This window comes from Streptomyces sp. NPDC102274 (genome assembly GCF_044766385.1).
Classification (GTDB): Bacteria; Actinomycetota; Actinomycetes; order Streptomycetales; family Streptomycetaceae; genus Streptomyces.
In genome coordinates this window covers 224,105-237,266 of the sequence record NZ_JBIWLW010000006.1, presented here as the reverse complement: position 1 = coordinate 237,266, position 13,162 = coordinate 224,105, and the positions used below count along the sequence as shown (strand labels likewise).

Below are 13,162 nucleotides of genomic sequence, written 5' to 3'. Positions count from 1 at the left end.
TGGATCAGGGGCGGAACAGGGGTGGATCGAGGGGTTGACCAGGGCTGGAACCAGGGGCGGGGCGGGCACGGGGAACGTCTGTGTCGCGGATCACGTTGAGGTCTGGACCATTGCTCTGTCAATACGGCGACTCGACATGGCTGTCCCGCCGCGTCCGGGTCCCACTCCTTCCGCTCCCCACGGCACGGCACGGTTGTCGGTGGTATGCGTCAGAATTGAGTCAGGGCCAGCGCACGATTTATCGAGGGGCATGTATGTCCGGACTGATCGACACGACGGAGATGTACCTCCGCACCATCCTTGAGCTGGAAGAGGAAGGTGTGGTCCCGATGCGCGCCCGGATCGCGGAGCGGCTCGACCAGAGCGGGCCGACGGTCAGCCAGACCGTGGCCCGTATGGAGCGCGACGGACTGGTGCAGGTCGCGGGTGACCGGCATCTGGAGCTGACGGAAGAGGGGCGCCGGCTGGCGACGCGCGTCATGCGCAAGCACAGGCTCGCCGAATGTCTCCTGGTCGACGTGATCGGCCTGGAGTGGGAGCAGGTGCACGCGGAGGCGTGCCGCTGGGAGCACGTGATGAGCGAGGCGGTGGAGCGGCGCGTGCTCGAACTGCTGCGCCATCCGACGGAGTCCCCGTACGGCAACCCGATCCCGGGCCTGGAGGAGCTGGGCGAGAAGACCGAGGCGGACCCGTTCCTGGACGTGGGGATGGTGAGCCTCGCCGAGCTGGATCCGGGCGCCGAGGGCAAGACGGTCGTCGTGCGGCGGATCGGCGAGCCCATCCAGACGGATGCACAGCTGATGTACACGCTGCGGCGCGCGGGCGTGCAGCCCGGGTCCGTGGTGAGCGTGACGGAGTCTCCCGGCGGGGTCTTGGTCGGGAGCAGTGGCGAGGCGGCGGAGCTTCAGTCCGAGGTGGCGTCGCACGTCTTCGTCGCCAAGCGCTGAGGCGCCGCGTCCCATCGCCGAAGGAGCACCGTCCGCCCCCCGGGGGGGAGGGCGGTGCTTCGGTGACGGGACCCGGTGCGCGCGCGGATGCCCGTGCGGGGGGCCGTACGGGGTGTGTGTACGGGATGTATGTACGGGCGCGTGCACGGGGTGCGCTGAGACTTCCGGACAACGGAGTGACGCAGGGGGGCGTTCCGTGGCCGGAGGGTACGCGCTTTCCGGCAGGAGGGGGCGACGGCTGGGCGTTCGCGTGCCAGTCTGTGGCAGAGGCATATGACGTGAGGTGCCGGCCGGGGTACGGGGGTCCGGGTCGGTTCGAGGCCGGGGAGGGGGCAGGTGATGCGCCTGTGCGGGGGTGTGCACTGTGTGTCGCGTCTGCGGTACGGCGCGTATGCCCGGCGGGGGCGGGGGTCGCGACCGTCGCGCCGACGCCTGCGCGAACCGGATCGTCCGCGTGAACGGGTTGCCGCATGTGACCCACGCGAACCAGTTGACCTATGTGACCCATGCGAACCATATGATCCGTGCGCTCCGCGCGAGCCCGGCGGTCTGAGCCGGATTGCCCGGATTGCTCTGCGAGGGGGCGTTCTGCGAGGGGGCGGCTCCGGCGCCTTTCGGCACCGGAGCCTGTCCTCCCCTGCGCTGACCCGGAGCCCCGAGCTCTCAGGGTCATTCCCCTCGGACCGTCATCCCCGAGCGGCCCGCCTCCCGGAGAAGATCTCCCCCGGGCCGCGTCCGGCAATCCTGGGGGGTGGTCACTCGAACGAGCGGTGTTGGGCGCGGGGATCATTTTTTCGAATAGGAGTTCGATAGTCTGGCGTGGCTGGACGCATCGAAACGGGGCCAGAGCGGAATCCGACTCGACCACTCAGGACCGAAGGGGGTGCCGGGACGCATGGTGCAGCGCATCGATGTGACCGGAGCGGACGGCGTACGTCTCGCTGCCTGGGAGTTTGCCGACCCGCCCAAGCGACACGAGGAGACAGAGGGGGCCTCCGGCGTCTTACTGCTGCACGGCCTCATGGGCCGCGCCTCGCACTGGGCCGCCACCGCGCGCTGGCTCTCGGAGCGGCACCGCGTGATCGCGCTCGACCAGCGTGGCCACGGCCGCAGCGACAAGCCGTCCGGAGGGCCGTTCACGCGTGAGGCGTACGTGGCCGACGCCGAGGCCGCGATCGAACAGCTCGGGCTGGCGCCCGTCACGCTCATCGGCCACTCGATGGGCGCGCTCACCGCCTGGCAGCTCGCCGCGAAGCGCCCCGATCTGGTCCGGGCCCTGGTCATCTGCGACATGCGGGCCTCGGCGCTGGGGGCGGCGTCCCAGCGGGAGTGGGCGGACTGGTTCCGGGCCTGGCCGGTCCCGTTCGCGACGCTCGCCGACGTACGGAAGTGGTTCGGCGAGGACGACCCCTGGGTGGAGCGTCCCACGGCGGCGCGGGGCGAGTTCTTCGCCGAGGTGATGGCGGAGTGCGCGGACGGCTGGCGCCCGGTCTTCTCGCGCCGCCAGATGCTGACGTCCCGGGAGACCTGGGTCCACGACGCGCACTGGGAGGAGCTGGCGCACGTCCAGTGCCCCACCCTGGTGGTCCGGTGTCTGGACGGTGAGCTGGGCCGCGCGGAGGCGCAGGAAATGGTGCGCGTGCTGCCGCGCGGCCAGTACGCCGAGGTGACGGACGCGGGCCATCTCGCCCATTACGACCAGCCGGAAGCCTGGCGGGCGGCGATCGAACCGTTCCTGGACGGCGTGCTGACGCCCTGAGGCGACGAGCCGCCCCGAACGTGTCAGGGCGCCCTGACTCGACGGGCCGCTCCGACGACGGTACTGACGTGACGGCCACGACGGCCGGGGCAGGGCGGCTCGGGCTCCGTCCGCTCCTGCCGCTCCTGCCGAACTGTCAGCCCTTGCTGACCGCCGTGAGGATCTCCGGCAGGCGCGCCGCCGTCCTCGGGGCCGCCAGGCGGAGGCCGGCCGTCGCCGCCAGGGCCCCGTACGCCGTGCCGACAGGGAGCAGCAGCCACGCCCATGCGTCCGCGCCGGAGACATGGACCCAGATGGTCAGCGCGAGCACCGGCGCGCACAGCAGCGCGGCGCCGAGCATGCCGCCCAAGATCGAGATCCAGGCGAGACCGGCCTGGCCGGGGGCGACGTTCTTGAAACCGCTGTCCTGCGGTATCGAGTACGGGAAGCGCGCCGAGGCGACCGCGCCCGTGGCCAGCATCGCGCCGAGCAGCGCGAAGGAGAGCCCGAGCGCCTCGGGCAGGGTGCTCCAGTCGCCCAGCAGCGCCGCCGTGGCCACGGTCACCAGCGCCGAGTACGGCAGGGTGATCACCAGCAGCGCCAGCGCACGCGCGCGCAGTTCGAGATAGGCGTCCCGGGTCGAGGAGATCGTCAGCGCGACCATCCAGAAGGCCGAGGTGTCCTGGCCGAACTGGTTGTACATCTGGATGCCGAGCATGCCGGCCGCGAAGCACGCGAAGTAGATCGTGCCCGTGCCCTGGAGCGCGTTGAGCAGCGGCACGATCAGGCCGATGGCGAGCGAGGTCACCCAGGCCGCCTTGGTCTTCGGGTCGCGCCACACGTACCGCAGACTGCGCAGCATCACCGTGCCCGTGCGCCCCTCGGGCAGCAGCCGCCCCGGCTGCCACACCGACTCCTTGCGTGCCGGTTCGGCCGCCGCGAGCGTCGAGCCGTCCGGGGCGGTCATCAGCTTCACCAGCGACCGCTGCCACGCGTACAGCAGGGCCGCCAGCGCGGCCACCGTCAGCAGCAGCTGGGCCGCTGCCCGCCCGTACGCGCCCTCGCTCACCGACTCCACCGCGCCCATCGCGGACGCCGGCGGGAGCCACCGAACGACCCGCGCCGCCGGGTCCAGTGCGGAGAGACCGCCCGCGTCCCCGAGCCGCTGGGCGCCGAAGTTGACGACCTGAGTACCCACCGCGATCACCAGACCGCTCAGGACGGCCAGATCGCGTCCCTTGCGCGAGGTCAGCAGCCGGATGTTGGCCGTCGCGACGGCGCGGGCCAGCGCCACGCACACGAGCAGGACCAGTGGTACGGCCAGGACCGAGACGGCCACGGCCGCCGCGCCGTGCGCCGTCGCCGCCGCCGAGCCGACCGCCAGACAGAGCGTGAACAGCGGCCCGATTCCCACCAGCGAGGCCGCGAGCAGCGCCCCGACCAGCGGTCGCGGGCGCAGCGGCAGCATCACCAGCCGGGTCGGGTCGAGCGTCTCGTCGCCGCCGGGGAAGAAGAGCGGCATCACGGCCCAGCCCAGCGCCAGCAGCGCGGTCAGCAGCACGACCAGCGTGCCCGCGTGGGCCGTTCCGCGCAGCAGGAACAGACCGAGGAGCTGTGCCACCGCGAGGAGCAGCGTGATGACCGCCGAGGCGATGTACGCGACTGCCCGGCCCGACGACTGCCTCAGCCCATTGCGCAGGAGGGAGAGCTTCAGCCGTACGAAGACGGACGTGAGCGGTACGGACGCGGGCGTGACGAGCGCGGACGCGGGCGTGAGCGGGACGGGCGCCGTCGGCGCGGGGTTGTTCTCGGCCATGTTCATCGCGCGCCGCCCAGCCAGTCCAGCGACTCCCCGGCGCCGCGGCCCTGTACGCCCACCAGTTCCAGGAAGGCGTTCTGGAGGGTGGGCGCGTCACCCCGTACCTCTTCGAGGGTGCCCTGGGCACGGATACGGCCCGCCACCATCACGGCGACCCAGTCGCACAGCGACTCGACCAGCTCCATGACATGGCTGGAGAAGACGACGGTCGCGCCCGAGTCCGTATAGCGCTCCAGGACGCCTCGGATCGTCTGCGCGGAGACCGGGTCGACGCCCTCGAACGGCTCGTCCAGGAAGAGGACCTGGGGGTTGTGGAGCAGCGCCGCCGCGAGGCCGATTTTCTTTCGCATACCTGTCGAGTAGTCGACAACGAGTTTGTGCTGCGCGCCCGCCAGGTCCAGTACGTCGAGAAGCTGTGTGGCCCGCTTGTCGACCTCGGCGCCCGGCAGTCCCCGCAGCCGCCCGGTATACCCGAGGAGCTCCCGCCCGGAGAGCCGCTCGAAGAGCCGCAGTCCCTCCGGCAGGACCCCGATCCGCGCCTTGACCTCGACGGGGTCCCGCCAGACGTCGTGCCCGGCGACCCGTACCCGCCCCTGGTCGGGCCGGAGGAGGCCGGTGACCATGGACAGGGTCGTGGTCTTGCCCGCGCCGTTCGGTCCGACCAGGCCGATGAACTGGCCCGCGGGCAGTTCGAGGTCGATGCCGGCGACGGCGATGTGCTCGCCGAACCGCTTCCACAGCCCCTCGACCTGAACGGCGGGCTCGGCGCGGGCGGCCTCGGCGCCGGTGGTACCCGCGCCGGTGGCCGGCGATATCGGCCCCGCTCCGTCGGCCCTCTTGCCCCCGTCGGCCCCCTCGGCGGGCGTCCGGTCCCGTGCCTGGTCCCGTGCCTGGTCCCGTGCCTGGTCCGGCATCGCGCACTGCCTTTCGTGTTTCGTACAGGTGTCCCCGCATGTCTACAGGGGCCACCTTATGTACGGGGGCCTGGAGAGGGGACGGGTTCCTGCCCCAGGGCCTGTCTTCAAAGTCCCGCGGGCCCGGCGGCGCTACTTTGAAGACAGGCCCTGGGCGCGGCGCGCCCGCTCCGCGGCGGCCTCCCGCCCGCACGCGTACGCCAGGGGGCTCATCAGCTCCTCGACGTCCGGCAGCCAGCGGTTGGCTTGGGTGGGCCGGCGCGCCCACTGCACCGCGCCGCTGCCGCCGATCCGGGTCGGCGGGGCCGCCACGTACTCCCCCTCGCCGCGCGTGACCAGGTCGATCGCGCCGGGCATCCAGCCCAGCTTCCGCAGGAGGTCGTCCACCTTGAGCGCTGCGCCGGGCAGTACGAAGAACAGCATCCGGCGGAGCGGGGTGCGGGTCACCGGCCCGAGCGTCAGGTTCATCCGCTCCATCCTGGCCAGGGCCAGGAAGCCGGCCGACTCCGGTACGTCGAGCGCGTCGAAGGTGCGTCCCGTCGGGAGCAGGACCGACGCCCTGGGCTGTTTCGACCAGAGTCTGCGCGCCGCGACCGCGCTGCCCGTCGCCTGGGCCGCCCAGTCGGGTCCGGTCGCGTGTGCCCCCGGCGCCGGGCAGTCCGTCCGGTCGCACGAGCAGGTCTCCCGGCCGTCCGCCGCCTCCAGCCAGGTGCCGGGAAACACGTCCCAGTGCCGCTCTTCCACGTACCGCACCGCGCTGTCGAGCAGCAGGTCGCCCCGCTGTTGAGGGATGTGCGCGCTGTCCGTCACTCCGATGGTCTCTTCCACGAACAGCACAACTACCGCCGCCACCACGGGTTACGGGGTGCCCTGTTGCCACGCCGGGGAACGTCCGCCCTGCATATGGGGCGCATGGATGCATGGGTGGGGGCGCGCGGGAAGGGGTGAGGCGGTAAGGGGGTAGCCACCCTCGGGGGTCCGACAACATATGGGCAACGCGGGCGGCACGCAGGCGAGCCCTGCCGTGTTTACCGAAGCTTTCTGAAATTCCTCGAATTTTTCCGTTATCACCGAACATGTGCATTCTTCGCATATGTGACGGGCAGTGTTCAGTGAGCTGATCACTGCGGCCACAGGGGGTATCCATTGGCAGCCAGACCACTCGTCGCGCGCCAGCCGAACGAACGGCTCCAGGCGCTCATCCAGGAGGCGGCGTGTTCCAACGCCGGGCTCGCCCGGCGCGTCAACATGGTGGGCGCGGAGCGCGGGTTGGACTTGCGCTACGACAAGACCTCGGTGGCCCGCTGGTTACGTGGACAGCAGCCGCGTGGCCGGGCCCCGGGCGTCATCGCCGAGGCGCTGGGCCGGAAGCTGGGCCGTACGGTCACGATCGACGAGATCGGGATGGCGAACGGCAAGAATCTGGCCTCGGGCGTCGGTCTCCAGTTCTCGCCCACCGTCATGGGCGCGATCGAGCAGGCATGTGAGCTGTGGCGCAGCGATGTGGGCCGCCGTGACTTCCTGTCCGGCTCCGCGGTGGCGTCCTCGGCGCTCGTCGAGCCCAGCAGGGACTGGCTGATCACGGGCGCGGACCCGGCCGTCGCACGCAACACCGGGGCGCGGGTGGGGGATTCGGATGTCGAGGCGGTACGGGCCATGACCGCGGCCCTCATCGATCTGGACCACCGTTTCGGCAGCGGCCATGTCCGTCCCGTCGTCGTCCACTATCTGAACAGCGTGGTGTCGGGCCTGCTCTCCGGTTCGTACCGGGAGTCGGTCGGCCGACGGCTCTTCGCGGCGGTCTCCCGGCTGACCGAGCTGGCCGGCTATATGGCGATCGACACCGGTCAGCCGGGTCTCGCCCAGCGCTACTACATCCAGGCGCTGCGGCTGGCCCAGGCGTCCGGGGACCGCGGTTACGGCGGCTATGTGCTGGCCGCGTCGATGAGTCATCTGGCGGCGCAGCTCGGGAATCCGCGCGAGATCGCGCAGTTGGCGCGCGCGGCGCAGGAGGGAGCGCGCGGGCAGGTGGCGCCGAGGGCGCAGGCCATGTTCTACGCGGCCGAGGCCCGGGGCCACGCGCTGATGGGCGACGCCCGTACCTGCGAGGCGGTTGTCGGCCGGGCGGTCACCGCGCTGGAGCAGTCGGACGACGCGTCGGGCGACGACCCGGACTGGATCACGCATTTCGATCATGCCTATCTCGCGGACGAGTTGGCGCACTGCTACCGCGATCTGGGCCGGCCGGAGACGGCGGCCCAGCACGCCGAGGACTCGCTGGCGGGCCATCCCGAGTCCCGGGCCAGGCGGCGGGCGATCGGGCTCGTCCTGCTCGCCACGTCCCAGGTCCAGCAGCGGGAGGTCGAGGAGGCGTGCCGGACCGGCACGCGCGCCGTGGAGCTGCTGGGCGCGCTGCGCTCCAGCCGGGGCGCGGAGTATCTCGACGATCTCCAGCAGCGGCTGGAGCCGTACGCGAACGAGCCCGCGGTGCGGGAGTTCGCGGCGCGGCTGGAGATCCAGGCGGCGTGACGGCGCTCACTCCCAGCGCTCCCAGGTCCTGTCCGGTCGGTCCTCGTGGGCCACGAGGACCGACCGGACAGGACCTGGCGGAGCCCTGTGCGTGGTGGCGTCGTGCAGGCGCCGTGGGGGTGGCGTGAGGGTGATCAAGTCCGGGGCGGAGCGGGTGAATTCGGACCCGTTATCAGCGTCTTGAGGGGGCGAGTTGTTACAAGGGCTACGCGCGTGGCAGTGGCCGCGATTCACCCGGTAGCGTGAACCGACGATTCGGTAGGTCCACACGTTCCACACGTAGGAGTCCCGGTGACGCACAGCGGACAAGGGGATGAGCCGCAGCACCCCGCCGCTCGCCCCGCGCACGAAGGCGTGGTGCTGCCCAGCGACGGCAGCGGGCCCTGGATTCCCGGCACGGCCGCGGACCAGGACCGGGCCGTGCCGACCGGCGGGCAGCCGTGGGGGCAGCCCTGGGGCCCGCAGGACGGCCTCCAGGAGCAGCCCGGGTACGGCGGCGGCGCGCCGTCGGCCCCGCAGGCGCAGGACGTACCGCAGTCGTACGGACAGACCTACGATCAGACCTACGGGCAGTCGTACGAGCCGCAGCAGGGCGGCCAGCCGTACGGCGCCCCGCTCCCGCCGGCCCAGGGACAGCCGCTCCAGGGACACCAGGTCCAGGGGCAGCCGGCCGCGGGGCAGCCGTACGCGCCGTACCAGCAGTATCCGCAGGGGCAGCAGCTCCCGCCGGCGCAGTCGCAGCCCTTGCCGCAGCCCCTGCCTCCGACGCAGCGCCACGCGCAGCCCCTGCCGCTGCCCGCGGAGGCACAGGCGCCGGGAAGCGCGGACGCGACGCAGTATCTGCCGCCGGTGCCCGCGATGGGGGACTCGGACGCGACGCAGTTCATCGCCCCGATCCCGCCGGGCCCCGGAATGCTGCCGCCGGAGAGCTCCGCGGAGGCCACGCAATACCTGCCGTCCACCGCGCCGCCTCCGCAGGGCTCGGACGCGGACGCCACGCAGTACATCGCGCCCGTCCCCCCGCAGAATGTCCCGGCAGCGCCCCCCGGAGCCCCGTACGGCATCCGACCCGGCGCCCCGGGCGACCGTCAGCCGCCCGCGGAGTTCGACAACCTCTTCCGTACGGACGAGCCGGGCGGGGGACAGGGCGCGGAGTCGACGCAGCAGATGCCCCAGTTCGACGCGGGCCGGGGGCCGCAGCCGCCGCAGCAGCCCCAGCAGCCCCAGCAGCGCGGGCCGTACGGTCAGCAGCCCGCCGCGTACCAGCAGCCGCCGGTGCGGCAGGGACCGGTGAACGGCGGGCGTGGCACGGGGCGCCGCAAGTCGTCCCGCGCGCCTTTGATCGCGGCCGTGGTCGTCGGCTGCGCGGTCCTCGGCCTGGGCGCGGGCGCGCTGATGAGCAGCGGCGGCGACTCGCCCCAGGACGACAGCAAGACGGTGGCGTCGGAGGGTTCGGCCAGCGCCGAACCCTCCACCCAGACCGCCCCGGACCCGGTGAAGCAACAGGCCGAGGCGCTCGACAAGCTTCTCGCGGACAGCAACAGCAGCCGCTCGACGGTCATCAGCGCGGTCGAGGACATCAAGTCCTGCGACAACCTGGACCAGGCGGCCACCGACCTCCACGGGGCGGCCGAGCAGCGCCGGGGTCTGGTGACCGAGCTGGAGGCGCTGACACTCGACAAACTGCCGAACCACACCGAGCTGACGTCCTCCCTCACCGACGCCTGGCAGGCCTCCGCCTCGGCGGACGACTCCTACGCGCAGTGGGCCAAGCAGGCCAAGGGCAAGAAGGGCTGCAAGGACGGCCGCGCGCGCACGACCTCGCAGGCGGCCAAGGCAAACAAGGCGAGCGGCGAGGCCACGGCGGCGAAGCAGAAGGCGTCGGGCCTGTGGAACAGCATCGCGACGAAGTACGGCCTGACGGAGCATGCCCCGACACAGCTGTAGCCCCCGCGCGCCGCGCGCCCCTGAGACGGGGCGCGGTGCCGCCGGGGGCCGGTTCCGGAACCGGTCCCGGTTCCGGGATCGCACGATCTACGGCGCATCGTCGGCCATGTCAGAAGGCGGCCGGTCGCGCGGCACCGGTTGTACGGCTGGTCGACGACGGTCAGCACTCTTGCGCGTGAGCTCGGCGATCTGCTCGGGCAGTTCGGTGAGGCTGTCGGGGAGCGAGGCGCGCCCCCGGCCGGGTGTGGCTAGTGCGTGCCGCCCAGGGTCTGGCCCACGTTCACGAAGCCCTTCTTCTCCGCCACCAGCCTTCCGTCGCGCACCACTTGGAACGTCACGTTCCCGTTCACGATCCGCGGGAAGCCCGGTGTGCCCAGCATGTCCTCGTAGCGCCAGCGCAGCGGCGGGGTCAGGCCGCCCGTGTCGACGCGCAGGCCGCGGTCCAGTGTGTCCGCGATCTTGCCCGAGGTGACTGTTTCGCTGTTGATCGTCTCGATGACCGCCTTGAGGGCGGTGTACGCGATCCAGGTGGTCTGGGCGCCCGGGTCGGTCGGGTCGATGTCGTTGTCGCCGAAGGCGTACTTGTCGATCACGTCGAGCATCGGCTTCCACGCCGGGTCGCTCGCCACCGGGTACCAGCCGGTGAGGTACGCGCCCTCGAAGGGGCCGTCCTTGCCGCCCGTGCGGTTGATCAGCGGCTGGCCGACGCTGCCGAGGACCGAGGAGACGCGGATGTCGCGGCCGTCCTCGGGGAGGCGGCGGTAGGAGTCGAAGAAGGTCTCGGTGCGGTCGCCGAGGACCGCGGTGACACAGCCGTCGTCCTCGGCGCTCTCGCGGGCGCGGCCGGACGGATTGGTGTAGTCGGTGGCGTCCTCCGCCGCGCGGATGTCGGTGGCCGGGCCGCGGCCGCCCTTGGACAGGCCGGAGTTGAGCAGCTCGGGCAGATCGTCGCCGGTGATCGTGTCGGGCCGTACCAGTGCGGTCTTGTCGCAGTTGCGGGCCAGTTGGAGGCCGTTGCCCGCGAGGAGCGTGGCCTGGCCGCCGTTGACGGGGTAGGAGAGGAAGCTGGTGAACTCCTCCTCCGTGACGCCGTATCCGCCGAGGTACGGGATCGACGCGGCCTCCAGCGGTGCCATGAACTCGCGGCCGTGCTGGCTGTACGAGCCGACGACGGCGACGGCTTTCTCCTTCACCGCGCGGCGCGCGCACTCGGCGGCGCCCGCCGTGTCGTTGCGTTCGTTGCAGGTCAGGACGCGCAGCTCGTGGCCGTCGATGCCGCCGGACGCGTTGACCCAGCGGGCGTACGCCTTGGCCATGGCGGGCATACCGGGCAGATTGGTGGCATTGGTGCCGACCGGCGCCCAGGTCATGACCGTGACGGGCTCCCTGGAGCCCCCCGGGCCGCCGGGGAGAATGCCGCAGCCGGTCAGAAGAGAAAGAAGCGAGGCCCCGGCCGCCGTCATACAGAGGGCGCGTTTCGCGCCGGACTGGAAGGGGCGGGGGGAGGGGGAGCGTCGCCAACCGGTCATAGTCCTGCAGACTTCCGCCCTCCGAGTAACACCCGAGTGAGCAAGGATCAACGATCGGTGACCTGGAGGTGAATTACGGGGGCCCGGCTGGACGCCCCGCCACGGAACGTAAAGTCGTGGACTGTGCAGCAAGGTTCCGAGAACTCTTCCCGTCGTGCCCGTCGCTCCCCCACCATGGGCGGCATGCCGCTCAATGACATGCCGTGGTGGCGCTGGCGCAGCAATGTGCGCTCGGCGCTGCACATGCTTTCCGATCCCGTCTTCCACCAGGAGTACTGGCTGGCCGGCCTGGAGGGGTACGGCGACGTCACCGACGCCGTCTACCGTCTCGTCGAGGACACCTGGCTGGACAACTGGTCCGCCGAGAAATACGTCGGCACGATCTTCCGCGACTCGGGCGAGGCCGCCCTGGTCGATCTCGCCGTGCTCCGGGTGCTGCGCATCATGCACCAGGTCGGAGCGGACGCGCCCGTCTCCGCCTATCTGGAGCACCATGGCTGGCCGGAGGCGGTACGGGCGGCCCGCGAGGCGCACCTACGGCTGGCGACGAGCGACGGGGACGACCCGGATGTGTTGCCGACCTCGCTGGATGTGCTGCGGATCATGACGCGGTCCGCCTGACGGCACGGTGAGACCGTCGCGAGGACGCCCCGAGGCCGACGTGGGATCGCCGCGAGGTCATAGGGCGTCACCCGGCGTCATCGACGCAATGTCCATGTACTGGGCGATTCCGGGGCGCGCGGGACAGATGTGGGATCCTCTGGGGTCATGACCTCCGCCACGCCGCCACCCGCCGCCCCGTCGGCCGCCCCGGCCGCCCCGGCCGATCAGTACGTCCTGACGCTGTCCTGCCCGGACAAGCAGGGCATCGTGCACGCCGTGTCGAGCTATCTCTTCATGACCGGCTGCAACATCGAGGACAGCCAGCAGTTCGGGGACCACGACACGGGTCTCTTCTTCATGCGCGTGCACTTCTCGGCGGACGCCCCGGTGACCGTGGAGAAGCTGCGGGCGAGCTTCGCCGCCATCGGTGACTCGTTCCGGATGGAGTGGGCGATCCATCGCGCGGACGAGCGGATGCGGATCATTCTCATGGTCAGCAGGTTCGGCCACTGCCTGAACGATCTGCTCTTCCGGGCCGGTACCGGTGCGCTGCCCGTGGACATCGTCGCGGTCGTCTCGAACCACACGGACCTCGCCGATCTGGCCGCCTCGTACGACATCCCGTTCCACCACATCCCGGTGACCAGGGACACCAAGGCGGCGGCCGAGGCCGAACTGCTGGAGCTGGTCCGCGCGGAGCGGGTGGAGCTGGTGGTGCTCGCCCGCTATATGCAGGTCATCTCGGACGATCTGTGCAAGCAGCTGAACGGCCGGATCATCAATATCCACCACTCCTTCCTGCCGAGTTTCAAGGGCGCCAAGCCGTACCACCAGGCGCACGCGCGCGGCGTGAAGCTGATCGGCGCGACGGCGCACTATGTGACCGCCGATCTCGACGAGGGCCCGATCATCGAGCAGGAGGTCGAGCGGGTCGGCCACCAGGTCACGCCCGCGCAGCTGGTCGCGATCGGCCGGGACGTGGAGTGTCAGGCGCTGGCACGCGCGGTGAAGTGGCACGCGGAGCACCGGATCCTGCTCAACGGGCACCGCACCGTCGTCTTCGGCTGACCGGCCCCGACCGACGGTCCCCGGCTGACGGTCCCCGGCCGGGCGGCTTGTCGGAGACGGTTCGGAGA

At 71.4% G+C, this 13,162-nt stretch carries 10 protein-coding genes; 6 read left to right on the top strand and 4 right to left on the bottom strand.

The genetic code is table 11. The features are described 5' to 3' along the window. The first annotated feature begins 254 nt into the window (after nt 1–254). Nucleotides 255–947, top strand: a complete 693-nt coding sequence (locus tag ACIRQP_RS11355; RefSeq protein ID WP_403886909.1) for a metal-dependent transcriptional regulator — start codon at nt 255–257, stop codon at nt 945–947. An 895-nt stretch (nt 948–1,842) separates the two neighbouring features. Continuing rightward, nucleotides 1,843–2,706 (top strand): alpha/beta fold hydrolase, encoded by an 864-nt coding sequence (locus ACIRQP_RS11350; protein ID WP_403886906.1) that lies wholly within the window; start codon nt 1,843–1,845, stop codon nt 2,704–2,706. A 136-nt stretch (nt 2,707–2,842) separates the two neighbouring features. Here ACIRQP_RS11350 and ACIRQP_RS11345 read toward each other — a convergent pair whose 3' ends face one another. The 3 genes from ACIRQP_RS11345 to ACIRQP_RS11335 form a co-directional block, all read right to left on the bottom strand. Next, nucleotides 2,843–4,501 carry a transporter gene (locus tag ACIRQP_RS11345; protein ID WP_403886903.1) on the bottom strand — a complete coding sequence of 553 codons (1,659 nt, stop codon included), beginning with the start codon at nt 4,499–4,501 and terminating at the stop codon, nt 2,843–2,845. A 2-nt stretch (nt 4,502–4,503) separates the two neighbouring features. Further along, on the bottom strand, nt 4,504–5,418 hold the full coding sequence (locus ACIRQP_RS11340; protein ID WP_403886901.1) for an ABC transporter ATP-binding protein: 915 nt from the start codon (nt 5,416–5,418) through the stop codon (nt 4,504–4,506). A gap of 132 nt (nt 5,419–5,550) precedes the next feature. Further along, nucleotides 5,551–6,255 carry a bifunctional DNA primase/polymerase gene (locus tag ACIRQP_RS11335; RefSeq protein WP_403887158.1) on the bottom strand — a complete coding sequence of 235 codons (705 nt, stop codon included), beginning with the start codon at nt 6,253–6,255 and terminating at the stop codon, nt 5,551–5,553. A gap of 309 nt (nt 6,256–6,564) precedes the next feature. Between ACIRQP_RS11335 and ACIRQP_RS11330 the strand changes: the two genes are divergently transcribed. Both ACIRQP_RS11330 and ACIRQP_RS11325 read left to right on the top strand, forming a co-directional pair. After that, nucleotides 6,565–7,947, top strand: coding sequence for a transcriptional regulator (locus tag ACIRQP_RS11330; protein ID WP_403886898.1), 1,383 nt, complete (start codon nt 6,565–6,567; stop codon nt 7,945–7,947). Between the two features lie 291 nt (nt 7,948–8,238). Continuing rightward, nucleotides 8,239–9,894: a hypothetical protein gene (locus ACIRQP_RS11325; RefSeq protein ID WP_403886896.1), complete on the top strand. Its 1,656-nt coding sequence runs from the start codon at nt 8,239–8,241 to the stop codon at nt 9,892–9,894. 248 nt (nt 9,895–10,142) lie between these two features. Here the strand turns inward: ACIRQP_RS11325 and ACIRQP_RS11320 are convergent, their stop codons facing one another. Continuing rightward, nucleotides 10,143–11,423 carry an ABC transporter substrate-binding protein gene (locus tag ACIRQP_RS11320; protein WP_403886893.1) on the bottom strand — a complete coding sequence of 427 codons (1,281 nt, stop codon included), beginning with the start codon at nt 11,421–11,423 and terminating at the stop codon, nt 10,143–10,145. 174 nt (nt 11,424–11,597) lie between these two features. Between ACIRQP_RS11320 and ACIRQP_RS11315 the strand changes: the two genes are divergently transcribed. After that, nucleotides 11,598–12,044, top strand: coding sequence for a hypothetical protein (locus ACIRQP_RS11315; protein WP_403887154.1), 447 nt, complete (start codon nt 11,598–11,600; stop codon nt 12,042–12,044). A gap of 147 nt (nt 12,045–12,191) precedes the next feature. After that, nucleotides 12,192–13,094 (top strand): formyltetrahydrofolate deformylase, encoded by a 903-nt coding sequence (purU, locus tag ACIRQP_RS11310; RefSeq protein ID WP_403886890.1) that lies wholly within the window; start codon nt 12,192–12,194, stop codon nt 13,092–13,094. Nucleotides 13,095–13,162 lie beyond the last annotated feature (68 nt).